Origin of the sequence: Altererythrobacter sp. Root672 (assembly GCF_001427865.1) — a bacterium.
GTDB lineage: Bacteria > Pseudomonadota > Alphaproteobacteria > Sphingomonadales > Sphingomonadaceae > Croceibacterium_A.
The window spans coordinates 1,821,012-1,845,459 of the sequence record NZ_LMHH01000001.1; the positions used below are offsets into that span (position 1 = coordinate 1,821,012).

A 24,448-nucleotide genomic window follows, 5' to 3' on the forward strand; every position below is an offset into this window, starting at 1 on the left:
TTTCGCGTAACCGGAGATACCTAGACCCATGACCCGATCTTCGGACGGACCAGCAATCTAGCCGCGTCATGTGACGCTTGACAACGCACCATTTGATGACCATCTGGATCAGGCGCAGATGGAGGTAACGATGGCAAAGACTGTAAAATTCGGAGGGTCGGCACCGCTGACGCCGATCGACATCCAGACCTTCTCGAAAAGTGAAGATCGCGAGCGCCTGTCGACTGTCGCGCTCAAGGCCTTTCGAGCGATCGCGACGCAGTGGGAACTGTCCAACAGCGAAGCTGCGGCATTGCTTGGCGTGAGCGAGAGTACTTGGGATCGCATAAAGCGCGGGGCCTGGGAGCAGGCCCTGTCGCAGGATCAGCTGACCCGCGCTTCGGCCGCCATCGGGGTCTACAAGGGGCTTCACCTGCTCTTTGCCGACGCCATGGCCGATGAGTGGCCCCGGCTGCCCAACCGTGGGCCGATCTTTCAGCGCCTGAGTCCCGTCGACGCCATGATCGAGGGCGGGATCCCGCTGATGCTCGAGACGCGCCGCTACGTTGACGCGGTGCGGGGTGGCATCTGACATGCTCGACGGACTGACGATCGCTCGCGAAGCGCTGCCGAGGACGATCCGCCTCGTCACGACCGCGCGGCTGCGGGAGTCGGTCCTGCTCGGCCTAGTGGACGCCGAAGACCTCGCGGCGCTCGCCGAAATCGAGGGGGCGACGAGCAACCGGCTCGTCGCCCAGTCGCGCGGCGCCGGCGAGGTCCAGGCCTACGAGCTGGTGTTCGGCGTGCCGCATGCCAGCTTCATCAATGCCGCCTTCGCCTACGCCAAGCCGCGCGAGCCGAGCCGGTTCAGCGGCGCTGAGCGCGGGGCGTGGTACGCCGCGCTCGACCTCGAGACGAGCATCGCCGAGGTCAGTTTCCACCTGACCGAATTTCTCGCCGCCGCGGGCAAGTTCGAGGCCGTGGTCGACTACGCAGAACTGTTTGCCAGCTTCGCAGGCGAATTCCTCGACCTGCGCGCCCACCAAGACCATCCCGCGCTCGATCCGGTCAAGACGGTCGGCTATCCGGCGGGCAATGCCCTGGCCGATGCCGCCCGGGCTCGCGGGCTCAACGGAATCATCTACCCCTCGGTACGGCACCCCGGGGGCATCTGCATCGCGGCGCTCTTCCCCCATGCGGTGCAATCGGTCGCCCAGGGGGACGTCTACCGTATGACCTGGAGCGGCGCACCCGATCCCGCCATCGAAAAGGTCGCGGCCTGATGGCCGGCGTGCCCTTGCCTCAGGCGCCGGTTCGGCTGCGCGGGTGCGGGGACGCCGCCGGTTCGATTCGATGCCCGGGAGCGCGGTGATGGCAACGCTCGCGCAGCCCGCCGAATGCGTGCTCACCCTGCCGGCCGCATGGGTCGATGCGGCAAAATTCGAAAGGGCCCTCTGGCTGTGCGGCGACGCGCTGGGCGGCCCGTGCACCGGCGTGGTGGTGCAGGTGCCCGCCGGGTGCAAGCCGATGGTCGAGGTGATCGTCCGCCTGCTCAGCTTCTGCAACCAGGCCTGCCTGATGACCAAGCGCGTGCGGCTCCAGTTCGCCGACGACGACCAGGCGGCCATGGGCTACCTCGACCGCATGGGCTTCTTCGACCACCTTTCGCCTTCGGTCGAGGTGTCGCCGAGCCGGCCCGCCGTCTCCGGCGCCAGGCTGCACCGCGGCGGCAACAGCGGCCTCGTCGAGATCGCGCGGTTCAGCGGAACCGAGCCCGCCGAGGACAGCCTCGTCGTGCGGCTGGCCGAGACGGCGCGTAACAGCTGCTCGGGCCGTCCCGATGTCGCCGCGCTGCACAACGCGGTGTTTACCATCCTCTGCGAGCTGATCGGCAATGTCGTAGAGCACAGCGGCTCCCCGCTGGATGCCTTCGCCGTCCTGCAGACCTATCCCAGGGGCAACAAGGTGCGGATTGCAGTCTCGGACAGCGGCTTTGGCGTGCTCGAGACTCTGCGTCCGGCCTTGCGCAAGAAGGGCGACCCGATGGCCGTCCTCGGCGACGTGGATCTCCTCGTCGAGATGTTCCGCAAGGGGGTGTCGCGCTACGATGACGACAACCGCGGAACGGGCCTGATGGCCTGCGCCGCGCATGCGATCCGCTTCAAGGCGGACCTCGACGTGCGGCTCCTGCGCGGGCGGGTGCTGCTGAAGCCGGCCGAGACCGAATATCAGCCCAACATGGCCTATCTGCAGGTCGGCCTGCCGCTCATGTGGGGGACGCATATCGCCTTCACGCTCAACCTGGCTTGACGGTGCCGCGCGGTTCTGCTTAAATAGAGTCACTGAACGGGAATCAGGTGGCCTATCAGATTACTGGACTTCATGGATGGCAAGATCGGCTGGGGCCGCCCCAATGGGCGCGCAACGCTGGAAAAGCTCGTGTCGTTCATCGAGGGCCATCCCGCTCAGCCGGTGTTCCGGATTTCGATGGAGGGCGTGGAACAGATTGATGCCTCTTTCGCCTCCGAGGCGATCGTCGAGCTGATCCGCCGCTATCGCGGCCAGAAGGGGATCTGCCTCGTCGACCTCCTCGACCTGGAAGTGCAGTTCAACATCAGCGTGGCGGCCGCGCGTGTGGATGTGCCGATCGCAGTCTGGAGGGACGGTGTGGTGGAGATCATCGGCGGACAGCCCAGCCAGGGCAACCGGGAGGCGCTCGAATACGCGCTGACACGGTCGCAAGCCCGGGCCGCGGAGCTCGCCGAGACGAAGGACTATTCGATTGCCAACGCGAGCACCAAGTTCAAGCAGCTCTGGGAGCAAGGATTCCTGATGCGAAACGAGAGTGCGGCGGACAGCGGCGGCGTCGAATTCGTGTACCGCCGCATTGGGTGATATTTTTTTGAGTGCCGTTCAATGGTTTTGTTGAACGAGATTAAGGAGCGATAGATATGCGTGAACTTGTAGACGAGAACCCGGGGAACGGTCCCGAGGACAGCCGCTCGGCGGCGCCCTTCGTGATCGACGTCGCCGACGAGACCTTCGCCTTCCGCCGGTTGCCGTTCGACGATCCGGAGGTGACCGCGGCGCAGATCGCCGAAGCCTTCGGCGCCCATCCGCTGGACCAGTTCAAGATCCTCCAGCAACTCGCGTCGGGCGAGATCGAGACCAAGCGCCCGACCGAGACCACCGACCTGCGGGAGCCGGGGCGCGAGCGGTTCTTCGTCGTCCGCAGCGACCGCACCTTCGGGTTCACGGTCGATGGACTCTCGCTCGAGTGGCCGCTGCCGACGATCCGCGGCGATCACCTGCGCGAGCTCGCCCGGGCGACCGACGACCACGAGCTGGTACGTGTCACCCCCGATGGCTTCGAGCCGGTCGAGGACGACGAGACCGTCTCGTTCACTCTCGCCGGGACCGAGGAGTTCCGGCTGGAGCAGCGGCCGGACACGGTGACCGTCACCTACCGCGAAGACCCCTTCGAGCTCGAGCGGCGCGTCTGGACGACCGAGGAGCTGATGCAGGTGTTCGGCGTTCCCGCCGGCTACAAGCTCGATCTCATTCGGCCCGACGGCGAGTTCAAGGAGCTGAAGCCTGGCCAGAAGATCAAGGTGCGCGAAGGGATGGCGTTCACCTCGCACGTGCCCGCAGGCCAGTCGTCGTGACCGACGCCCGCCAGCTTGCCCGCCTCCGGGCCCTGTGCCCGGAGGCCGAGCTATGGGACGAAGCCGGTTCGCCGCTAGTGTTCCTCCCGGAGCTGCGCGTCGAGTCCGACGGGGCCGTCCACACGGTCGATCTCCTGCTCTGCCCGCGTGCGCGCGACGGCTACGACACGAGGCTGTTCTTCTCGAAGCAGCTGCCCAAGGCCCGTAACTGGGCGCCGCACGCGCTGATGGCGCGCGGCTGGTTCGCGTTCTCGTGGCAGGGCATCGCCTCGAGCCAGCCCTGGCTCGACATCCTCGGCAGCCACCTGGAGGCGGTGAAGTGAACGTCACCCTTCGCCTGTGCTCGTCGGTGCTCGCGGAGGTGCGCGCCGATCTCGCCCGGCCCCACCCCCATGCCTGGGAGCGCGTCGGATTCCTGAGCGCGGGTGCCAGTGCGGCGCCGGGCGAGCTGCTGCTCACGGTGCGCGGCTACCTGCCCGTCGCCGACGAGGACTACTCGAACGCACCGGATGTCGGCGCCGAGATCGGATCGGAGGCCTTCCGCAAGGCGCTGCAGTGGGCCTACCGGCCGCGCTCCGCCGTCATCCACATTCACACGCACCACGGCTTCGGCCGGCCAGGATTCAGCAGCGTCGACCTGCGCAGCGGCGGGCAGTTCGTGCCGAGTTTCTTCGCCACGACGCCGCGCCTGCCGCACGGAATGATCGTGCTCAGCGATGACGACGCCACCGGCCTCGTCTGGCTCGGCGAGGACCGCGCCCCACTGCCCATCTCGGCCTTCACCCAGGTCGGTCCCATCTATCGACACGATTGGAGAGCACCATGAAGTGGCTGGATCGACAGAGCTTTCTCGGCGACGACAGCACCGAGCGGCTGGACGCCTTCACTGTCGGAATCGTCGGCCTCGGCGGCGGCGGCTCGCATGTCGCGCAGCAGCTGGCCCACATCGGCATCGGCCATTTCGTGCTGGTCGACGATGACGTGATCGACGAGAGCAACCTCAATCGCCTCGTCGGCGGAACGCGCGCAGACGTCGAGCAGAGCGCGCGCAAGGTCGACATCGCCGCCCGGGTCATCCTGGCGGTGAACCCCCACGCCCGGGTCACCCGGATCGCGCAGCGCTGGCAACTGGCGACCGACCCCCTCAAGCTTTGCGACGCCATTTTCGGCGGTGTCGACAGCGTCCGGGCCAAGGACGAGCTGGAAGCCTTCTGCCGCCGCCTGCTCATCCCCTACCTCGACCAGGGCATGGACGTGCACGACCTCGATGGCCAGTTCCTGATCGCCGGCCAGGTCGTCCTGTCGGTGCCGGGCGGACCCTGCCTTCGCTGCCTCGGCGTGGTCACCGAAGAGGCGCTCGACGGCGAAGGCCGCAACTACGGCGCCGCGGGCGGCAAGCCGCAGGTGGTCTGGCCGAACGGCGTGCTCGCCTCCACTGCTGTCGGCCTGTTCCTGCAGATGGTCACGCCGTGGCATCGCACGCCGGAGCAGGGCGCTTGCCTCGAATACGACGGCAACACCCAAACCGTCAGAGCATCCGACAGAATGCAACGCCTGCGCGACCGCGGCTGCCCGCATTGTCCGATCGGCGACGTCGGCGACCCCTCGTTCGACGTCCGCAAGCTGCCCGCGCGGCCGACCGCACCGGAAACGCCCGCTCCTGCTGCCAGCACCCCGCGAGCAGCATGGCCGCTGCGCGTATGGCGAGATCTCCTCGACAAAGTGCTCGGCCGCTAGGCCCACCGCCTCCTCCTTCTTCCTGGGCGTTGCCCGGCATGTGACTCGGCATGAAACTGCACCTCGAAATTCTCCGAAGTGGTGCAAAACTGTCGGCCCTCTGATTGACAGCAGTATCCCGTTTGCGTTAGCTCACATGTCTTAGCGGAACACCGCTCAAGATGAAGCGCATTCGCATTGATGGGCCACAACATCTTGTCTGCAGTTTTTCATCCCGATTCCTCCGGTGACGACGCAGTTTTGCGTTGCGCTGCGAGGCGTGTCCTCGTCGTCACAACATGCGCGTCGGGAAAGCGTATTCGCAGCGACGCCGTCGCAAATACGATCGAGCGCGGAAGCCAGCCGCAAGTGGCCGCTCGATGGACCGCGCGGCTGAAAAGGGAAGCTTCGCTGATTTCGGCTCGCGACCTCTATAAAGGACGCGCCTTCGCAATTGCACGTGGTGCAGCCGAACGGGCAGGGGCGGACTTCGCTGTGCTGTCCGCAGGTCTCGGCTTCGTTCGAGGCGAAAGAGAAGTCCCCGGTTACGATCTTACGGTCAGCCCGAACAAGCCGGGTTCGATTACCGCGCGGATAACCGGGCCATTCCACCCGTCGGCCTGGTGGAAATCCGTCCAGACTGGTCGGTTTGCTTCAGATTTCGTCACGGACGCAGTCCGTCACGACGTGGTGCTGGTTGCTGTGTCCAAATCGTATTTCGACCTCGTGGCGGAGGACCTCACCGCGATTGAGAAGGCCGCGCCAGGAAGGCTTCGACTGTTCGGAAGGACACTAGGACGCCACCTTCCGAATGAGTTGGCGAGAACCCTCATGCCGTATGACGAACGTCTCGACCAGGTCGGCATCGCTGGCACGCTCATCGACTTCGCAGCACGAGCGCTCGATGACTTCGTCACGAAAATTGATCAGATGGTGGACCGTGACGTCCAGTCCCGCCTGGTCTCGGCACGGCTCGCGGCAGTGCCACCAGCGACCAAGCGGCCGCCGCAGCGTCGGATCGACGACCAAACAGTGCGCCGGGCCATTCGCAGCTTCCTCGCCGATGGTGGCCGAGGCGGCGCAAAGGCCCTTGCCTGGCTTCGCCACGAGCGGAAGCTCTCGTGTGAGCAGGGCAGGTTCGCCAAGCTGTTCAGAGAAGAACTCGGGGAGACGGCGCGATGAGCGCAGCAATGCACGTCCATGCGCTCAGTACGCGCCAGGGCGACCATGAGGTCTACGCCTTCTTCATTGACGGAGATCGGATCCTTGAAATCGCGGACATCGCCCGCGTCGGCCGCGAAGACGGCGAGATTGCTGGCTTCCAGCGCCCCGAAATAAAGACACACGTCCGTCAAATCGCGGAATACCTCGACCACGGTGGTGTGCTCTTCCCCAACGCCCTCATCCTCGCGCTTGCGCCGGGCGTTCACTTCGCCGGCAAGCGCGGCACCAAGAACCGGAAGGCGGACGCGGGGGCCGAGGTGGGCGTGCTGTCAATCCCGGTCCGGCCGGGCCGCAAGGCGGGGTGGATCGTAGACGGACAGCAGCGAGCACTCGCGCTGGCGCAGTCCAGCGCCGCCGGAGTGATTGTGCCGGTCGTCGCGTTCGTGACGGGCGATATCTCGGTCCACCGCGAGCAATTCATCCTCGTCAACAAGGCGAAGCCGCTCAACCGCCGGCTCATCGATGAACTCCTGCCTACAGTCGGCACAATGCTGCCCCGCGACCTCGCCGCCCGTCGCGTTCCGAGCACGCTCTGCAGCGTGCTCAACGACACCCCGGGCTCACCCTTCCAGGACCTCATTGTCCGGCCTTCCAACGCGGGTGACGGCGCAGTCGTCACCGACTCACACGTAACCAACCTGATCCGGCGCAGCATGGCCGATCCCCGAGGCGCGCTCGCCGCACACGTTCTGCCCGACGGACGCGCGGACCTCGACGGCATGTACCGGACAATGGTCGACTTTTGGTGGGCGGTACGGGACACATTCCCAGAAGCTTGGGGCTTAGCACCCGATCGCTCGCGGCTAATGCACGGCGCAGGCCTTGCGGCCATGGGCGTGCTCATGGACCAGATCATGAGCCGCGCATACGCGGGTGACGGCCGACTTCACGCTGGCGCGATCTTGGCGAGAATCGCCCCTCATTGCCGCTGGACCGAAGGTAGGTGGCGATCGATCGACCGCGACTGGAACGACCTCCAATGCACGCCTCGCGACGTGCGCGCGCTCTCCAACCTCCTGATCGCGCTCGAACGCGATACCGCAAGGCTCGAGGCGGCATGAAGTTCCTTTACTCGGACGCACTCGACTACGTCGATCCAGAATACGACTTCTTGGAGGACCGGTCGGTTCCCGGGCGCCGAGCGCACAAAGACGACGAGTATCCGCACGAATATCTTCGCAGCGCACCCTACGACGGGCTCTTGATCTCGCGTGGGATCGTCGGCGGCAAGCAAGGGGGTGGCAAGTATTCCGAAGCGCAGGCCCTGCGTCTCGGCCGCGAGGGCGCGCGCGCCTTCCTGCGATATCCGGAGAGCCAGTTCCCTGGCTCGATGGTGCTCGGCGACAACGGTGCCTTCACCTACCGAAACGAGGCCGTGCCGCCTTACACGGTAGAGGACACAATCGACTTCTACGACGACGCGCGCTTCACCCACGGCTGCTCGCTCGACCACCTTATCTTCGACTTCGACGAAGCCGAGGGCGATCCGACTGCGGGCGCGCGCGAGCGCTACGATATGACGCTCTCACTGGCCGAGGAGTTCAAGGCCGCCGCAAGTTGGCTCGGACCGTCTTTCACGCCGCTGGGCGTCGTGCAGGGATGGTCCCCAGGCAGCATGGCAAGCGCGGCCGCGGATCTGGTAAAGATGGGCTACGACTATCTCGCGATTGGCGGCATGGTGCCACTCCAGATCGACCAGATCGACCGTGCTCTTATTGAGATACGGTCCGCCATTCCGTACGGCATACGACTCCATGTGCTCGGCTTCGGCAAGGTCGACGACCTCGACCGCCTCACAGCGCATAATGTGACCAGCTTCGACACAACCTCGCCACTGTTGCGGGCATTCAAGGACGCGAAGCGTAACTACTACTCCATCGGGCCGTCGGGCGAGACCGCCTATAACATGGCGATCCGCATCCCCCAGGCCATCGAAAGCAATCGCACGAAGCGAGGCTCCCGCAAGGGGCTGCTGGACGAGGGCGCCCTGCAACGCCTCGAAGCCGACGCGCTGGAGGAGGTGCGGGCCTACGCCGCTCATCGGGCGCAGCTTGAAGGCACTGTCGAGGCAGTGCTCGCGTATAGCCGTTACGCTCTTCGCGAGGACGGACATGACGACTTTCAGAACGAGCTCCGCCTGTCGAAGTTGCGCGAACCCTATCTCGCGACCCTGCGCGAGCGGCACTGGGAGACATGCCCGTGCCGCGTCTGCCAGGAGATCGGCGTGGAGGTCGTGATCTTTAGATCGTCGAACCGCAACAAGCGCCGCGGGATGCACAATCTCCACGTGTTCCATCAACAACTGAACGCCACAGCCCGGACCGGAAGAGTCGCCGCATGACCGTGATCACTTTTGCCCCCACCCTATCACCACGCCAAGCGGGCGGGCCCCGTGTCGTCTGCTTCACCGCGACCGCCGCCCAGATCCTCGACATCGCGCGGATTGAACGGATCGGCCGGCGGGAAGACGGGCGCCTCAGCGGCTTCCAGCGGCCTCAGATCGCGTCCCACATCCGCGAGATTCGCGACTATTTGGCGACCCCCGAGGCAATGCTGCCCAACTCGATCGTGCTCGCCTTCTCGACCGATCACGCGAACTACGCCGATGGCACGCTGCGGATTGACACGTCTGATGGGCCGCAAGGCTGGGTCGTCGATGGACAACAGCGCCTGTGCGCCGCCTCAGGCCTCGACAACAACGACTTCGAACTCACGGTTTCGGCCTTCCTGTGTGAGGACATGCTGGAGCTCAACCGGCAGTTCATCTTGATTAACAACACGCGCCCGCTGTCGAAGCCCCTGATTTATGAACTGTTGCCCGGCGTCACCGGGCTTCCTCCGCGCCTGTCGGATCGTGCCGGCGCCGCGCTTCTGATCGAGGCGCTTAACTACGACCCGACGTCCTCGCTGCATGGCCTTATCTCCCAGCAGACCAATCCCGACGGGATCATCAAAGACACCCTTATGCAGAAGTTCCTGATGAACTCGCTGCGCGATGGTGCGCTGCGCCTTCTCGACGGCGACGATCTTCTCGGGGAAGGTAAGCGCATTGTCAGTGAATTCTTCGCAGCGCTGCGCTCGACCTTCGCCTCAGACTGGGAGGGGCACACGCCCAAGACGTCACGCCTTCTCCATGGAGCGGGACTGATAGCGATGGGATTTGCGATGGATGAAATTGCAGGAAGATACGGTGAGACCAGCCGGCAGGGCTTCGAGCGCTGGCTGCATCACCTGCGCGGGCACACGCACTGGACCTCGGGCGAATGGGACTTCGGCTCCGAACGACGGTCCTGGAACAGCATCCAGAATACAAACGCCGACTATCGCCTCCTCTCACACCACGTCGTCCGGCTGCTTCGGCGCGCCGGCCGGATCGCTCCGGCGGCGGCATGAAGCCATGTGGGAACTGAGCAAGACCTTCTGGTTCGAGTCCGCCCACACACTCCACCGCCAGGTGGAAACGGAGGGAAGCCTGCGTATCCACGGGCACTCGTATCGCGCGGTGGTGACCGTGCGCGGCAGACCCGAGCCGGCGACGGGTATGCTCATCGACTTATCCGTTTTCCAGGCAGCGCTCAGCGAGGCGTGCACCGGCCTGGATCACCGACTGCTTGACGAGGTTGTCGATCTCGGCCCGCCGACCTTGGAAAACCTCTGCGCTTGGATCTGGCGAACGGTCCAACCGGCATTGCCTGATCTTCACAGGGTCGAGGTGTACCGCGATAGCCAGGGCGATCGCTGCAGTTATGAGGGAAACGCTGAATGAGCCACGCCAACTCCTCGGCGCTGGTCGTGTTCTCGGGCGGCCAGGATTCCGCGACGTGCCTCGCGTGGGCGCTCGACCGGTTCGAGCGCGTGGAGACGATCGGCTTCCGCTACGGCCAGCGTCACGCCATCGAGATGGAAGTACGCGAGCCGATCCGTCGGCGGCTCGCCACCGTGTCTCCCGCCTGGAGCGCCCGTCTCGGCATTGACCGAGTAGTCGATCTCGAGGTGCTCGGGCAGGTAAGCGTGAGCGCGCTCACGCGCGACATGCCGATCGATAGCCGCGACGACGGACTCCCCAGCACGTTTGTGCCCGGCCGCAACCTCGTGTTTCTGACTTTCGCCGCGATCACGGCATTCCAGCGCGGGTTGAAGCATGTCGTAACCGGTGTGTGCGAGACCGACTATTCGGGTTATCCGGACTGCCGGGACGAAACGATCAAAGCGCTCCAGACCGCGCTCAACCTCGGCATGGCGTCGCGGCTCGTGCTCGACACGCCACTCATGTGGATCGACAAGCGCGATACCTGGCAGCTGGCCCAGGACCTCGGAGGTGACGTACTGGTCGACATCATCCGCGCCGAGAGCCACAGCTGCTACCTCGGGGACCGGGAACACGATCATGACTGGGGGTCTGGATGCGGATCATGTCCCGCCTGCGAACTGCGGGCAGCTGGCTGGCAGGCCTATTCGGATGGATCGCTGGCATGAGTGGCGACACGGAAGCTCAACAGCGGCTGCTCTGGCTCCTAGACGCTCCGCTGTTCGTAGACGAGGCTCTCGTCGCGCGACTCTTCGACGCGGTCGTACGACCGGACTACGAGGTGCAAAGCCGTCAGGTTGGGCATGCGAGCGAAGATACACGCAGGCGGCTGTTTGGCGCGGAGTTGACCGGTGGCTACGACCTCGGCCTGTCGTTCCTGACGGGCAAGCTCAAACTTGAGGCTAAGGGAACGGCGGAGCACGAAAACGCCCACAAAGTCACCGACTCCTCGTCGCTGACAGAGGTCCCAGTTGATACTGCCGGACGCCGCCTCGAAGAGATCGCCCTCACCTATCTGAACAATCATCCAGAGCGCATCGTGTTCGTAAACACCGACGGCACTGCGAGGGATTTCACCGGCCGCACGCTGGCGATTGCAGACTTAGAGAAGGCGGCAGTCGCCCCGCCTCGCATGCTTGCCTTCGTTAACGTTGCCGCAGGAACGCCAATCATACCGATGGCGTGCGAACTCGAGAAGGGCGGCACCAGACTTCTGTTTGAGAGGTATATCAACGAGTTGTGGAAGGACGATGCGCAGAAGCCGACATATCCCACCGACAGAGCCGAGTTGGAAGCGAGGCGCGCCTATTGGGCAGCTTTGGCCGAGCGTTTCTCCTCCCGCACCGCGATGGAGTTGATCGAGGCGGCGGGAACGGACGGCAGGCTCGGCTGGATCGATTTTCGGATGCCGATCGGCTCGCAGGGCGATGCCATGCATCTGCATGCGGTCCTCGGCGGCCGCTATTATACTGGTGACTTCGCTTACAACCTGGTGCGCCGCGGAAATCATCACGGCATCCGGCTTGTCGGAACGATGAAGGCGGGCATGGACCTCAACATTCTGGCGGTGTTCGATCGGTGATCCGCCCCGTGATACTTGCAGACGCGGACAACACGCTTTGGGATACCGATGCCGTGTTTGCGGATGCCCAGCTCGGAATGCTCGCGGCGATCGACGAGAGCTTCGCTGATAGGCCGAGGGACGACGCGCTCGCCTACGTCCGCCGATTTGATCAGGCGCTGGCACAGGCGGATCATCGCCATCTCCGCTATCCCCCTTCAATGTTGGCGCGTTCGCTTGCCCTCGCAACTAAGGGCTTCACCCCCGAAACCGCGGCAGCAGCGATAGTGGAGGGACGCGTCTCAGGCGATCTCGCGGACGACGAGGTCGAAAGTTTGATCGAAGCATACATCGCCGCGTTGCACGCTGTTCCAAAGCTCTTGCCAGGCGTCGTTGAAGGACTGACTTCCGCGGCGGATGCCGGGATAGCGGTCTGGATTTTGACCGAGGGTCCAGCCGAACGACAGCGCAACTCGGCGCGGCTGCTCGGCATTGACGCTCTCGTGCAGGGTGTCGGCGAGATTCAGAAGAACGCCTCGCAGTTCGCGCGCCAGCGCCACCGGTTCCTTCCGTCGGACCTCTACGTAATTGGTGATCAGCCGGACCGCGACATCGCGCCGGCACAGGCCGCAGGATGCTTTGGCGTACTCGTCCCGAGCCAGTTTCGGCCAAATTGGGTGGCGGATATTGCTTGGATCCAAGCTGACTATGTGGCCGAAAATTTTGCTGCCGGCATCCAATGGATAATCTCGAACGCAGTCACGCCCGAAAGTAGGCCCGCACCCTCCGCCTAGCCATCAGGGGCTCAAGAGATCGGCATCCTTGGCGGTTCGCGGACGGTTTGAATCTGCGCGGGCATACGGCGCGGGCAGAGGAAGAATAGACTTTCGGCGGCGAGCGGCGGCGGTGGAACGGTCTCAAGATTGTCTCCTCCGACACTCGCTTCGTCATCCACGCGCCGCTCATATGGAAGGACAAGGCGACCACGTAGAGGATTACCGAAGGTCGTTGGCGCCGCCCTAGTGGACCTCATCCGCGGCGAAATCCATACCTGCAAAACGGGCGTGCGCGAGTCCCTGTCTGACTAGGGGCACGGATGTGGCGCGCGCCTGGCGTGTGAACTGAGGCGCGAGGGCTACTGGTCTTTCGTAGAGTTCCTATTCACAGTATTCGGAGGGCGAAGCGCGGGAATTTCGTTGCCTCGGACGCGTTTAACCCAAATCGGACGCGTGGACGGCAGGTCTTTGACAGGTTAGCATCGGCCCCGGGACTAGCGGGGAAGAACGGCAACTTGACGACATCCATCGCGCCGACGGTCGACACGTTCTCGAACGTGGTGGTCGCGGCACTCTCGAGAACCGGCCCGAATGTGCGCCAGCGCGAGGCGGTCGCGGCGGCGCGCGATAAGCCGCTGTTCGTGGTGGCCGGTCCCGGAACAGGCAAGACGACCACGCTCGTCCTGCGGGCGCTTGCGCTAACCTTTGTCGACAGGATCGTGCCAGAGGACATCCTCATCACGACCTTCACGAAGAAGGCCGGACGGGAGATCAGGTCACGACTTATCGAATGGGGAACCGACGTACGGGAGCACTTGCTTGGACTGGCCACAACGGCGGGCGACTCCGAATACGCCGACTTCCTGTCGGTCATCGACGTCAATCGCTACATGGCGGGCACGCTCGACAGCATCTGCGAGGAAGCTGTCCGCGACATGCGGCACCCCAGCGAGGCTCCACCGGTAGTTCTCGACGAATCAGCCGCCCGTGCGCTGCTTGCGCGGCGTGGCGAGATCGGCAACGAGCTGAGCACAGTCGGCGACGAACTCCGGGCGTATCTCGGCAAATACGCCTTTAACGGCGATCCAGTGAGAACGGTCAGCGACGCGACCACGGTGGTGCGCACGATCGTAGATCGGCTCATCCAGGACCGCGTCGACCTCCCCGCTTTCGTGGGGCCGCACCAGGACCAGGCCTCGCGAGAGGCCATCCTGCGCATAAAGCAGCGCTACGAGCAGCATCTCGCAACGACCAACCAGCTGGACTTCGCGCTGCTCGAACAGGCCTTTCTGGGAAAGCTTGAGGCAGGGATTCTGCCGCGCAGTATGATGGAGCTGAAGGCCGTCCTCGTCGACGAGTATCAGGACACTAACCCGCTGCAGGAGGCAATCTACTTCGAACTCGTCCGCCGGACGAACGCGATCCTGACCGTCGTCGGGGACGACGACCAGTCGCTCTACCGCTTTCGCGGCGCCACCATCGAGCTGTTCCGCGACTTCGAGACCCGATGCGTGGCGGCGCTGGGCTGCGAGACGCCGACCCTGGTCTGCCTGGAGGAGAACTACCGTTCCTCCGAGCAGATCGTGTCCTTCTTCAACGACTACATTCAGAACGACGTGGACTTCTCCGGTGCGCGCGTGGTCCTGCCGCCGCCCCATGTTCGACAGGTCGTCGCTACGACCGGTCCGGCGGAGATCGGGGTGCTGGGCATGTTCCGCAGCAACGCCGGGGCCCTTGCCACCGACCTCGCCGACTTTCTCGACCGGCTCTTCCGGCAGGGCGGCCGCATCCCGCGCGCGAACGAGGACACCCTCGCGGAGCCCATCCTTCCCGCGACGGACGGAGGGGACGTCGGCGACGCCGTGTTCCTCTCGCACTCCGTGAACGAACGGACCCGGAGCTTCATGGGCAATGAAGGGCGCGACCGGTTGCCACGGCTGTTGAGGGCCGAGCTCGAGAGCCGCGGGATCGGCGTGTTCAACCCCAGGGGGCGCGCCCTGCGCGACATCGAGATCGTCCAGCGGTTCCTTGGGCTCGCGCTCGAGAGCCTCGATCCAGCTCCGATTGGCGGCGGGGGGCCAATCCAGGAACGCCTAACGATTACCAACGACGCGAAGCGCTTCCTCAACCAGTGGCGCGTCGCGGCGCAGGAATTGCTCTCCCTGAACCCGGCCGACGGCCGCGGCAACCGTCTCATGGACCGCGTGCTGCGCTGGCAGAACTTCGCAGCGGGCGGGCCCGACCAGGAGAACGAGTGGCCACTGCTGGACATCATCTACAGCTTCCTGCCGTGGTTCGCCCCCTTCCAGGACGACCCTGAGGCCCAGGTCTACCTTGAGGCAATCACGCGCACCGTCGCCAACGCCTCGACGTTCTCGGGATACAAGGCTGCGATTCAACGCGAGGATCCGCACCGCGAGCGCTCGATCCAGTTCGCCTACCGCGACTTCTTCAGCCCGATCGCCGAGGACCTCATTGCGGTGGACGAAGAAATCATGCCGAGCGTCCCGCGCGACCGGCTGAACATCATGACGATCCACCAGGCGAAAGGGCTGGAGTTTCCGTTAGTGATCGTCGACGTGTCTTCCGACTTCAAACAGAACAGTCCCGCCCAGCGCTTCAAGCGCTTCCCCGAGGACCCTTCCTCGGTCGCGCTCATGGAAGACGACCTCGCCGCCGTCACACCCGTCGGCCCCGCCCGGATGATGCGCGACGGCATGCAGCGCACTTTCGAGGACCTCATTCGCCTTTATTACGTCGCCTACAGCCGGCCGCAGACCCTCCTGCTCCTGGTAGGCTGCCAGCAAGGTCTGCAATACCGGACCAAGATTCCGAACGTCGCCAAGTTCTGGCGGCGAGACCTCTCATGGCCGTGGATCAGCGACCCAACGATGCACAGGCCCCCAGTCGACGCCGACCAACTGCCATTCATCAGGATATGAGCCGACATGCTGCTGGCCAGAAAGCGCCCCGAGCGCCTTGTCCCGGAATACTCGCTGACGGGCGACCTCCTGTCCTTCCGGCGCTGCGCACGACAGTACCGGTACCAGAACGGCAGCTCGTTGCCGCCCTCGCGGCCGGTTCAGCTCTGGTATGGCGAGTTCATCCACGGCGTGCTGGAGAACGCCTACCGGCTGTGGGAGAGCGGCGGCGGCACCCTTTCCTTCCCGCTCCCATATACTCGGATCACGGTGTCTGACCCGATCGCCGAGCCTCCGCCGGGGGTCTCGCCCCACGACGTCCGCAACCTCGGCTGGCCGGTGGAGCAGGCGCTTCTTCACCAGAACAAGCGCGCTCGCAGCCGGGCAGCCCGCACGGCGGCCTACCGCCGCGTCGAGGCCGCGCTCAACATGCTCGGCCCGCACCTCTTCCCGCTGATCGCCCAGGCCGAGGAGCGAGTTCTCGGCACGCGCTCGGTGCCACAGGCTGAGGCTGAGGGTTTCCGGGCGGAGCGCTATGCCCTTCACGGGGTGATCGACGTCCTCACCGAGATCGAGCTGACGGGCGCCCCAACCGACAACCTCATCCGACGCGCGGTGCAGGAGGTGTGCCCCGAACTCGAGGGCGAGTTCGAGGTCATCGTCGACTACAAGGGAAGCCGGCGCCCGCGGACGGACAGCGCGGAGTGGCAGGACGGTGCATGGCAGGTGCAGACTTACGCCTGGCTGCGACACCAGCAGCGCCGCAGCCGCAAGGTGGCCGCGGGGATCCTCATCTACATCAATGAGCTTGCCCCCGGCGACGCCGACATAGGTCTGATGCGGACCGATATCGGCCACGGCCGCACCGACATCGCGCCGACGCGCGACAGCGATCGCCGCATTCTCGAGAACTGGCGTCCCGGCAGCCGAGCCGACCTCAGCGACGACTTCCGATTCGCCCGGGCTGTACGTGTCATCAAGGTAGACGAGGCCAGCATCGCGGAGGCGACCAGCGCCTTCGACGACACTGTCGCGAACATCGAGCGGCGGGTGAAGCTCGAGGCGGAGGCGGTCAGTATCCTCCAGACCTGGGACGACAACTGCAACGACAGGAAGACCTGCGCGGCCTGCGACTTCCGATACTTTTGCGATGGCTACTTGCGCAACGGCAACCCTAGAGGGGCCGAAGATCTGATCGAGGACGAGATCTGAGCGTCGTGGGTAATAGCGGCAGGCCAGCGACCCTCGACGTCGGGCTCGGCCGTTGAGCACGGTGGTCATGACTGGGACCGCGCCCGCGCCGGTAATGCAGCGCTACGAGGCCGATCTGCTCGGCAACATCCAGCAGGCGCTCGCGGGACTACAAGGCTTCGACATAATGGCGCTGGAGCTCATCCAGAACGCCGACGACGCCGGCGCCGCTGCGATGCGCTTCGACGTTCGCGAGGACGGGCTGCACGTCTGGAACAGCGAACGCTTCTCCAGCTGCGGCCTGACCGAAACTGCTTGCCCCTACCTCGCCACCGGAGACGCAGAAGGGATCGCGCGGCCGTGCAACTTCCACGCGATCTCACGCATGGGAAGCCGGAGCAAGATCAACGTGGGCTCCCAGATCGGCCGTTTCGGCATCGGGTTCGTCTCGGTCTACCAGATCACCGACTCGCCTGTCATCAGGTCACGCGATCTCCAGATGCGTCTCGACCCGCTCAACTCCGTGAGCCCCACCCACCGAATCGATGAGGTCGATGGCACCGAGTTCGAACTGCCATGGGCCTCCAGCCAGTCGGCGACGCGCAACGCGCTCAACGCCTCCCCCACCCCAACGGACGTCCGCGATCGCGTGGCCGGCGAGATACGCGACGTGATGGACCGCGGACTGTTCTTTCTGCGGAGACTCGAGCGCATTGAACTGCTGGTCGACGGGGAACTAGTCCACGCGGTCTCGATCGGGCGCGACGGCGATGTGCTCACGCTTAATAAGGAGCCGGGTAGCAGCGAGGAGAGCTGGCTCGTCCTGAAGACGGACGCTGCCGTGCGTGCGGACGAGCTGAAGCTCAAGACGCGCTTCCCCATGCTGGTGGAACTCGACCGCTCGGCCGCCGTGACGGTTGCGATACCGCTCGACGATCGGCCGTTCGAAGGCCTTCTCTACGCCTTCCTGCCCACTGAGCAGTCATCACGCCTGCCGATGCACATCAATGCGGACTTCTTCCCGCACCCAAACCGCCGTGCGATCGTGCTTACGGGCGAGCAGCACGACCGATACTGGAACGAACTGCTCCTCGAGACGGCGGCCACCGCCATCGCCGACAGCTTCGTGATGCTATGCGGCCAGATCGGCGCGAAGCGACTGTGGGAGATCGGCAGCTCGGCGCTGGCGCTGAGAGGCGAAGGGGCGTTCGCCATCTTCTGGGACCGCTTCGCGGAGGCCGCGCGGGTTTACGACTGCTCGTGGTCCGTTGAGGATGAGTGGTGTAGCATTGCGACCAGCCACCTCCCTCCGGAGATGATGCCGGCCGACCAGCAGGCTGCGCTTGCGGGCATTGGCCTCAACCTCCTCCATCCCGACCTGCGCCCGCACTGGACCGCGCTCTCGACGCTGGGAGCCAAGCCGCTGCGCCTTAGCGCGATGATCGATGCGCTTGTGGAGGCCTACGGCGTCACGGACCCGGCACCATCACCGCCCACGGCGACGCTGTTGAGCGCGATCGACGGTATCGTAGAGGCAGGCATCAAGACGCCAGGCGCCGAGCCGGCACTGGCGCGACTCCGCGGGGTCCGGTTCGCGCCGGGACATGACGGCGGACTCCACAACCTCGCGGATATGCGGACGCCGCCACCCGGCGTCACGACGGAACAAATCAACGCGCTCGTCTCCGAGGTTGTGTTTGCGCACCCCGAACTGGCCGGACGGGCGTCACTGCTGCCACTGATTCCGCGATACGGATTTGCCGAGTTTGCGGGCCACCTTGCGGAGCGGATCGAGACCGCGGCGGATGCAACCGCAGTCATCGGCGCGCCGGCCCATCGAGTGCGGGCCTTCTACGAACTCCTGGTCGCAATCGCCGGCAGTGATCGAGAGGTTGACGGAATTGCGCTCGCCGACACACCCATTTTGCGAACCCGCTCGGGGTTTACCTCTCCGCGCCGGGGCCTGCTGCCTGGGGGTTTCGACGATCCAATCGGACACCTAGCAGTGGTCGACGTGGCGGTGATGCCGCCCGCGATGCTGGGCCTCGCCCAGTCGGCGCTCGGCGTTGAGACTCTGTCGTTCTGCGACTACGTGCGCAAGCACCTAGCGGAAATCCTCGCGGGCGAGCCCACGCAGTCGCAATATCGTAGCCTGATGCGCGAACTCGCGCAGCACTGGCGCGAACTGGCGGCCGGCGGCGCACTCGCCACGCTCGGGCAGATGCGCTTCGTTCGCAACCGGGCCGGTGGCTACTCCCGCGCCCCGGACGTCTACTTCTTCTCGGCAGCGCTCGAGGCGGCGCTCGGTCAGGAAGGCGAGCGGTGGGTGGACGAGAACTGGCTTCCGGGAGACGGCACCCAGGCGCGTCTGCGTGACTTGCTCGAATCCGAATTGGGCCTGCCGCGGCACGCTCTGGCCCGGCATCTAGTAGACCGCATCGAATTGCTCACCCAGGGCACGCCGAACGACGAGACTGCAAAGCGGCTCAACGCGATCTCGCGGCATCTGGTCGAGCGGCTGCCTTCGATGAGCGACGCCGAGCGGTCGGACCTGGAGCGCCTGCGTGATCTCGAATGGCTACCGGCTTCCCTCGATGGCCAGCGGGAGGAGGCATGGTATGCCCCCCATGAGGTTTACCGTCCCTTCCGCGCCACCGGCTTCGCCTCGCAGGCGCGCGTCCCCGACCTCTCAGTGTTTCGCTCTACGCAGGTCCGCGGCCTCACCGACTTCCTCGACTTTCTCGAGATGCCGGACGAGCCGCCGACCTCCATCGTCGTGGCGCATCTCCGCCACTGTATGGCCGACAAGATCCAGCCCTCAGACATTACCTACCAGATGCTTTCCGAAGGCGTGGAGACCAGCGCAGCCTCACTGGAACCCCTCCGCGGATCCGCCTTCATCTACGTCGCGGCCGAGAAGCGCTGGCTCACGGCCGACCAAGTGTTTTGGGAGGCGCCGCCGTTTCGCGGACGCTGGCACGCGGCATCGCAGAACATGCATCTGCGCTCGCCGCTTTACCGCAATCTCGGGGTCTCCGACAGGCCGGAGCCCCGGCACTACGCCGGGATGCTTGTTCAACTCGCCAGCGAGGGGAGTCTTAACCGCGACGACCTGCTGATCCAGGACCGTTGCCTCGCCGTCATCGCTGAGGCAATCGAGTCGGGCGCGCTCACGCCGGAGGAACTCCGGAAGGAGGTCGGACCTCACCCGATCCTTACGAACCTGCTCGGCGAGGGCATCTTCCCTGAGGATGCGATCTGGTCGGACGCGGAATGGCTCGTTGCCCCGTTCGACGGCGCCCTCGACGATCAGCTCGTGTCCACACCGAGCTGCCCGCGAAGCTCGGCGATAAGGCTCTTCAAGGCGTTAGGCGTTCGCCGGCTGTCGACCATCGCCCGGCTGCGCCTCGCGACAGACCCGGACAATCGGAAGTCGCAGGACGTGACGGAGCGCGTAGCTGAACGCGCCGATCTGCTGCTGTGGCTGGCGCCCACCGCGGGCGGGCGCGAAAGGCTGCTCCGCGCACTACTCGACCTCGAGGTGTGCCTCACGGTCACGCTGCATGTTCGAGCCGAGCTACTGACCTCCGACCCGCCAACCCGTTCCGCGGCCGCGCCGGTCGCGGCGTTCTACGATGCGGACCGCAACGTGCTCCACATGCGGGAGGCCCCTGGCTGTCCACTCGATTGGAGCGCCGCGTTCCGCGACCTGTTCGCGCAGCTTGACCTCGTACCGCACGACGCCGACGTGCGCCCCGTCATCATGGCGGCCGTCTATGTCATAGCAGCGGCCTCGGCGGCGGAGGCGGAGCAGGCGCTGCGGACGGCGGACTACAGCCCGCCGCCCTCCAACGAGGGCCGGGACGGCGATCGCGGCGAGGCGTTCGACGATCTCGAGGATCCCGATGAAGATGGCGACGCGGAAGACTTGTCTCAGGAGGGGGACACAAGACCGGATGCGTCGGGCGCCACGGAAGGCGATGGGGATGGGAGTGGGGGCGCTCACGACGACGATGGTGGTGAAGCCGAGTGCAACGGAATCGAGGACGAGAACGACAAGAACCACGAAGCTGACGGCGACACCGATCGGCGCGGCGGGGCCGGCGGGGCTAAGCAGCCAAGCGGCGGTGACTCCGGACAGCACGATAGCGGTTCGACCGGCTCCGGCGCCGGGACAGGTTCAGGCAACAGCTCGGGATCCGGGTCTGGCAACCCCGGCTCCGGCGGAAATGGAGGTGGCGCGGGCACGTCCGGGAGTGCTTCACCGCCGGACGGCCAGACTAGGCGCAGTCGGCTCCTTGCCTACGTGGTGTCCACAGAGGCCGCGACCCAAAATGGCGACGGGAGCAACGACCGGGCGCGCGCGGAGGCAGCGAAGATCGACATCGCGGCCATCGAGGCGGCCCTGAAGTATGAGCGCCACGCGCGCCGCCTGCCTGTCGAACAGCTCCACTCGAATCCCGGCTTCGACATCCGCTCCGCACACGAGGATGGCGCCGGCACTCGCCTCATCGAGGTGAAGGGCCTCGCGTCAGCCTGGAACGAGCGCGGCATCAAGCTCACCGGCGTGCAGTACGAGATGGCGCGCGAGCACCCAGAGCAGTTCTGGATATACGTCGTCGAGAACGCCTGCGACCTCGAGACCCAAAAAGTGCACGCGATTGCGAACCCCTTCTCGAAGGTCGCAGAATACTGGTTCGACCATGGCTGGAGCGGCATGGCCGAGGAGACTGGCGGCCCGAGGCAGCTGAACCTCGTGGCGGGGGTCAAGCTCAGACACCGGGTCTGGGGCGTTGGGACCGTGCTCTCGGTGGAACACCGCGGCGCCGGCGATTTCGTGCTGATCGAGTTCCCGATAGACGGCCGCAAGTTCATCCCGTTCAATTCGATGCTCACCTTCGTCGCGTGAGGAACGGCAGCTTTGGAGATCGGAGCGGGTGGAGTCTGAACGACAACCATGGGCGCAAAGTGGACAGCCCGTTACGTATTCCAGAGCTAGTTTAAGCCGCCTCCGCCAGCGCCGAAATCCTTTCCTCGCACAATTGTCGAACGGTCACCTGCAGGAACTCGACTCGCCCTGACAACCACTCCAGTTGCTCTTCTGTGATCCGGTAGTGCCGTGAGTACCGTGCCTTCACATAAGCCTCGCGCAGCAGTTCGTAGCACCGCCGCTCAAACTTGGTGTCTCGCGGCCAAACGTCTTTGAGCCGCGGCTCGATGTCCTCGGCAAGTTGACGTAACTGATTCAGGTTGTGCGTCTTCGGACTGTAGAGCGTGCGCACCAGGAATAGGCAGTGGTAGAGGCGCTCAGTTGCCTGGTGCAAATTGAACGCGGCTTCTCTCGGGGCGTTGTCACCTCTTAGAAAATCGGCGGCGCGTTTGAACTTTCCCGCGCTCTCAAACCACTCCTCGTAATACTCCCTTGTTTCGCGCAACGCCTCAGCCGGCGTCAGCACCTGCGGCTCCGCCAGCGCAAACCCTGGCTCCTCGAACAGCACCACCCCATCGCGCACGATGTCGATGAAGAAGTACCGCCCGAGCCGCAGCTTGTCGTTCACGTCATCTAGGCTGTGATAAATCAGGCTGACCGGCGTACGTAGCTCTTGCCCCGCCGCCAGATCTGCAAGCAGCCGCTCCTCGGTCTTCGCCCAGAACTCGGGCACGTCGGTCAGAGCTTCGCGATCGACGATCACAAGCAGATCGTAGTCGGAGAAATACCGCCCGACCGGGTCCTCGACCCAGTCCCCGCGCGCGTAGCTCCCGAATAGCACGATCTTGAGCAGCCGCCCTCCGCGTAGCTCGGGCATCGTGCGGCGCGCTATCGCGAACGCAAAGCCCTCGCGGATGGCCTCGACCACATGCGCGAGCTCTCGCCGCTTCGCCTCAGGCAAATGATCGAGATCGTCCCTCATTGCACGAATCCTCGCCTTCACGGCTTCAAAGAACAAGCGAAATCAACGGGCCGAGGCTTGCCGCGAAGGCCGGCGGCACGGCCGGACCGCCACAAGACGGCCCGGCCCGACGTGACCTCACGACTTTGCGGCTTCGCGCGCGGCGCGCTTGGGATGGGTACCAAGCGGTCCGCGGCGATCGATCACCGCGATGCCCTGCGACTTGGCCTGGACGACCAGGCGTTCGAGCACGCCGTTGCCCGCGAACGCCACGAGGTAGCGCGGCGCGAGCCCGAGCATCTGCTCGTTGCGCCGGAACCCCGCCCGTGCGCCAAGCCGCCGCTCGAGCGCGAAAGCGACCTGGGGCACCTTGCGCTGCTCGGCCCATGACGCCGCGAGCCGGTCGAGGCCCTTGGTGTCGCCGCCGTGGACGAGAACGAGGTCGGCAACCCGCTCGCGGACCTTGTCGAGCGTGTCCCACACGGCTGTTGCGAGCGCCTTTGTCTCTGCTTCGCTGGAAAAAGCTTGCCGACCGCCGGCGAACAAGACCGGCGTCCCGGAGGGAAAGGCCGCGCGGCGCTGCGTCTCGGCGCGGGCGCGCAAGTAGTCGCGACCGTCGATCACGGCGGAGGTCAGCGTGTGCCCGTGATTGAGACGCGAGTCCGTCGCAGGCCGCCAGGCCGAACCGGTCTCGTTAATGTAGAGCATCGCTGCCGCCTCGCGGAAGGTCTCGAGCCCGAGCATCGCGAGCTCGGCCGCGTGCGCGCGCTCGACCTGTTTCTCGAGCTCGCTCGCGTGGACTTCCGAGCCATCGGCCGAGGCCAGCAGGCAACGGATCTCGTCGGTCGCGCGGTCGACTTGCGCGCTGCGCTTGCGGGAAGCGCGATGGAACAGGTTGACGAAGCCCCAGGCAATCTCCTCGGCGTCGTCCTCGAGCGCGGTATCGGGAAACAGGGCAAAGAGGTCCGACCAGATCGCGGCAAGCGTCTGGTCGACGGCGTCGAGTTCGGGCAGCTCGACCGAGGCAGGACGCGCCTCCCATTCGAGCGCGAGGTGGCCGAGTTCGAGCTGGGCGAGCTGCGCGGCAAGTGTGGTGTGCATGGCATCGTCTCCTTGGCAGGACGCCGGACCGCCCGGCGCCGGCGCCCTCTCCGACCCGCCGCAAGTCCCCGTGCGCACCCGCGCGACGCGCGGGGAAACCCCCGGGAGGTCGGCTGGCGCGGGCAGCCTCGCGCGAGCGAGGCAACACGGGCCGAACGCCCGGCGGGTTGCGCGCGGGGACAGGTGGGTCAGGGCGCCCTCGCGCGCCGGGCGAGGCGCCTGCCGGAACAGAGCGCACCAACCTTCAATAGCGCCGAGCTCGCCAGCGCCTCAGAGCCGCTCGAGCGCACGATCGAGCTTGCGCAGCGCACGGGCGAGGAGACGCTCGGCGACATGGATGGGCAGGCCGAGCCGCTCGGCGATCGCGGCGTTTGAAAGGCGCTTGCCCGCCGCGAGCTCGAGAACTTCACGCTCGTTGCGTCGCAGCCGCAGGGCAGCGGCCTCAAGCTGCTCGACGCTCGGGAGGGGACGCTCGCGTGTCATCGGCAATCTCCAGACAGGTGTTTGAAATTCGAGCTCGTCGGGGCCAGGACTGGGCAGGCCGAGCCGGCTCGTCAGGGCGCCTTGGGACCTGCGATCCAGGCAGGGGTCGGGGATGGCGGGGACGCCGGGAGG

The 24,448-nt window shown here is 65.4% G+C and carries 22 protein-coding genes; 19 read left to right on the forward strand and 3 right to left on the reverse strand.

Annotated features, from left to right (window positions below):
• Positions 1-130: 130 nt before the first annotated feature.
• The 19 genes from ASD76_RS08775 to ASD76_RS08865 all read left to right on the forward strand — a co-directional run bounded on the left by ASD76_RS08775 (position 131) and on the right by ASD76_RS08865 (position 21,750).
• The gene (locus tag ASD76_RS08775; RefSeq protein WP_055923094.1) at positions 131-571 is read left to right on the forward strand and encodes an antitoxin Xre-like helix-turn-helix domain-containing protein; all 441 of its coding nucleotides are present in this window, start codon (positions 131-133) and stop codon (positions 569-571) included.
• Positions 561-1,262 (forward strand): RES family NAD+ phosphorylase, encoded by a 702-nt coding sequence (locus tag ASD76_RS08780; protein ID WP_200943061.1) that lies wholly within the window; start codon positions 561-563, stop codon positions 1,260-1,262. The genes ASD76_RS08775 and ASD76_RS08780 overlap by 11 nt, the downstream gene beginning before the upstream one ends.
• 88 nt (positions 1,263-1,350) lie before the next feature.
• Complete coding sequence (locus tag ASD76_RS08785; protein WP_156457606.1) at positions 1,351-2,289, forward strand: hypothetical protein; 939 nt, start codon at positions 1,351-1,353, stop codon at positions 2,287-2,289.
• Between the two features lie 72 nt (positions 2,290-2,361).
• Positions 2,362-2,874, forward strand: coding sequence for a hypothetical protein (locus ASD76_RS08790; RefSeq protein WP_055921314.1), 513 nt, complete (start codon positions 2,362-2,364; stop codon positions 2,872-2,874).
• 56 nt (positions 2,875-2,930) lie between these two features.
• On the forward strand, positions 2,931-3,644 hold the full coding sequence (locus ASD76_RS08795; RefSeq protein ID WP_055921317.1) for a multiubiquitin domain-containing protein: 714 nt from the start codon (positions 2,931-2,933) through the stop codon (positions 3,642-3,644).
• Positions 3,641-3,967, forward strand: coding sequence for a hypothetical protein (locus ASD76_RS08800; RefSeq protein ID WP_055921320.1), 327 nt, complete (start codon positions 3,641-3,643; stop codon positions 3,965-3,967). Before ASD76_RS08795 ends, ASD76_RS08800 begins: the two co-directional genes overlap by 4 nt.
• The gene (locus ASD76_RS08805; protein ID WP_055921323.1) at positions 3,964-4,470 is read left to right on the forward strand and encodes a hypothetical protein; all 507 of its coding nucleotides are present in this window, start codon (positions 3,964-3,966) and stop codon (positions 4,468-4,470) included. The genes ASD76_RS08800 and ASD76_RS08805 overlap by 4 nt, the downstream gene beginning before the upstream one ends.
• Complete coding sequence (locus ASD76_RS08810) at positions 4,467-5,381, forward strand: HesA/MoeB/ThiF family protein (protein ID WP_082553698.1); 915 nt, start codon at positions 4,467-4,469, stop codon at positions 5,379-5,381. The genes ASD76_RS08805 and ASD76_RS08810 overlap by 4 nt, the downstream gene beginning before the upstream one ends.
• 348 nt (positions 5,382-5,729) lie before the next feature.
• A complete protein-coding gene (locus tag ASD76_RS18220) occupies positions 5,730-6,542 on the forward strand; it encodes a hypothetical protein (RefSeq protein ID WP_156457607.1) in 813 nt (270 codons plus the stop codon).
• Positions 6,539-7,645: a DGQHR domain-containing protein DpdB gene (dbpB, locus tag ASD76_RS08820; RefSeq protein WP_055921329.1), complete on the forward strand. Its 1,107-nt coding sequence runs from the start codon at positions 6,539-6,541 to the stop codon at positions 7,643-7,645. Before ASD76_RS18220 ends, dbpB (ASD76_RS08820) begins: the two co-directional genes overlap by 4 nt.
• A complete protein-coding gene (gene dpdA / locus ASD76_RS08825) occupies positions 7,642-8,925 on the forward strand; it encodes a tRNA-guanine transglycosylase DpdA (protein WP_055921332.1) in 1,284 nt (427 codons plus the stop codon). Before dbpB (ASD76_RS08820) ends, dpdA begins: the two co-directional genes overlap by 4 nt.
• On the forward strand, positions 8,922-9,977 hold the full coding sequence (dbpB, locus tag ASD76_RS08830) for a DGQHR domain-containing protein DpdB (protein ID WP_055921336.1): 1,056 nt from the start codon (positions 8,922-8,924) through the stop codon (positions 9,975-9,977). The genes dpdA and dbpB (ASD76_RS08830) overlap by 4 nt, the downstream gene beginning before the upstream one ends.
• A gap of 4 nt (positions 9,978-9,981) precedes the next feature.
• Positions 9,982-10,350 (forward strand): 6-pyruvoyl trahydropterin synthase family protein, encoded by a 369-nt coding sequence (locus ASD76_RS08835; protein WP_055921339.1) that lies wholly within the window; start codon positions 9,982-9,984, stop codon positions 10,348-10,350.
• Positions 10,347-11,060 carry a 7-cyano-7-deazaguanine synthase QueC gene (gene queC, locus ASD76_RS08840; protein ID WP_055921342.1) on the forward strand — a complete coding sequence of 238 codons (714 nt, stop codon included), beginning with the start codon at positions 10,347-10,349 and terminating at the stop codon, positions 11,058-11,060. The genes ASD76_RS08835 and queC overlap by 4 nt, the downstream gene beginning before the upstream one ends.
• On the forward strand, positions 11,057-11,974 hold the full coding sequence (locus tag ASD76_RS08845) for a hypothetical protein (protein WP_055921345.1): 918 nt from the start codon (positions 11,057-11,059) through the stop codon (positions 11,972-11,974). The genes queC and ASD76_RS08845 overlap by 4 nt, the downstream gene beginning before the upstream one ends.
• Complete coding sequence (locus ASD76_RS08850; protein WP_055921348.1) at positions 11,971-12,747, forward strand: HAD family hydrolase; 777 nt, start codon at positions 11,971-11,973, stop codon at positions 12,745-12,747. Before ASD76_RS08845 ends, ASD76_RS08850 begins: the two co-directional genes overlap by 4 nt.
• A gap of 497 nt (positions 12,748-13,244) precedes the next feature.
• Complete coding sequence (locus tag ASD76_RS08855) at positions 13,245-15,671, forward strand: UvrD-helicase domain-containing protein (RefSeq protein ID WP_156457608.1); 2,427 nt, start codon at positions 13,245-13,247, stop codon at positions 15,669-15,671.
• 6 nt (positions 15,672-15,677) lie between these two features.
• Positions 15,678-16,862, forward strand: coding sequence for a PD-(D/E)XK nuclease family protein (locus tag ASD76_RS08860; protein WP_055921351.1), 1,185 nt, complete (start codon positions 15,678-15,680; stop codon positions 16,860-16,862).
• A gap of 67 nt (positions 16,863-16,929) precedes the next feature.
• Positions 16,930-21,750: a DUF3883 domain-containing protein gene (locus ASD76_RS08865; RefSeq protein ID WP_156457609.1), complete on the forward strand. Its 4,821-nt coding sequence runs from the start codon at positions 16,930-16,932 to the stop codon at positions 21,748-21,750.
• 91 nt (positions 21,751-21,841) lie between these two features.
• On the opposite strand, the gene ASD76_RS08870 is transcribed toward ASD76_RS08865, so the two are convergent.
• The 3 genes from ASD76_RS08870 to ASD76_RS08880 all read right to left on the reverse strand — a co-directional run bounded on the left by ASD76_RS08870 (position 21,842) and on the right by ASD76_RS08880 (position 24,316).
• The gene (locus ASD76_RS08870; protein WP_055923101.1) at positions 21,842-22,753 is read right to left on the reverse strand and encodes a HEPN domain-containing protein; all 912 of its coding nucleotides are present in this window, start codon (positions 22,751-22,753) and stop codon (positions 21,842-21,844) included.
• A 117-nt stretch (positions 22,754-22,870) separates the two neighbouring features.
• Complete coding sequence (locus tag ASD76_RS08875; protein ID WP_055921357.1) at positions 22,871-23,833, reverse strand: DUF2493 domain-containing protein; 963 nt, start codon at positions 23,831-23,833, stop codon at positions 22,871-22,873.
• A 270-nt stretch (positions 23,834-24,103) separates the two neighbouring features.
• Positions 24,104-24,316, reverse strand: coding sequence for a sigma factor-like helix-turn-helix DNA-binding protein (locus tag ASD76_RS08880; protein WP_055921360.1), 213 nt, complete (start codon positions 24,314-24,316; stop codon positions 24,104-24,106).
• Positions 24,317-24,448: the final 132 nt, after the last annotated feature.

Coding starts and splice junctions, on each gene's coding strand:
- queC (WP_055921342.1), top strand. CDS start 10,347: ATGAGCCACGCCAACTCCTCGGCGCTGGTCGTGTTCTCGGGCGGCCAG.
- ASD76_RS08775 (WP_055923094.1), top strand. CDS start 131: ATGGCAAAGACTGTAAAATTCGGAGGGTCGGCACCGCTGACGCCGATC.
- ASD76_RS08845 (WP_055921345.1), top strand. CDS start 11,057: ATGAGTGGCGACACGGAAGCTCAACAGCGGCTGCTCTGGCTCCTAGAC.
- dpdA (WP_055921332.1), top strand. CDS start 7,642: ATGAAGTTCCTTTACTCGGACGCACTCGACTACGTCGATCCAGAATAC.
- ASD76_RS08835 (WP_055921339.1), top strand. CDS start 9,982: ATGTGGGAACTGAGCAAGACCTTCTGGTTCGAGTCCGCCCACACACTC.
- ASD76_RS08810 (WP_082553698.1), top strand. CDS start 4,467: ATGAAGTGGCTGGATCGACAGAGCTTTCTCGGCGACGACAGCACCGAG.
- ASD76_RS08795 (WP_055921317.1), top strand. CDS start 2,931: ATGCGTGAACTTGTAGACGAGAACCCGGGGAACGGTCCCGAGGACAGC.
- ASD76_RS08870 (WP_055923101.1), bottom strand. CDS start 22,753: ATGAGGGACGATCTCGATCATTTGCCTGAGGCGAAGCGGCGAGAGCTC.
- ASD76_RS08875 (WP_055921357.1), bottom strand. CDS start 23,833: ATGCACACCACACTTGCCGCGCAGCTCGCCCAGCTCGAACTCGGCCAC.
- ASD76_RS08860 (WP_055921351.1), top strand. CDS start 15,678: ATGCTGCTGGCCAGAAAGCGCCCCGAGCGCCTTGTCCCGGAATACTCG.
- ASD76_RS08785 (WP_156457606.1), top strand. CDS start 1,351: ATGGCAACGCTCGCGCAGCCCGCCGAATGCGTGCTCACCCTGCCGGCC.
- ASD76_RS08880 (WP_055921360.1), bottom strand. CDS start 24,316: ATGACACGCGAGCGTCCCCTCCCGAGCGTCGAGCAGCTTGAGGCCGCT.
- dbpB (WP_055921329.1), top strand. CDS start 6,539: ATGAGCGCAGCAATGCACGTCCATGCGCTCAGTACGCGCCAGGGCGAC.
- ASD76_RS08865 (WP_156457609.1), top strand. CDS start 16,930: ATGACTGGGACCGCGCCCGCGCCGGTAATGCAGCGCTACGAGGCCGAT.
- dbpB (WP_055921336.1), top strand. CDS start 8,922: ATGACCGTGATCACTTTTGCCCCCACCCTATCACCACGCCAAGCGGGC.
- ASD76_RS08790 (WP_055921314.1), top strand. CDS start 2,362: ATGGATGGCAAGATCGGCTGGGGCCGCCCCAATGGGCGCGCAACGCTG.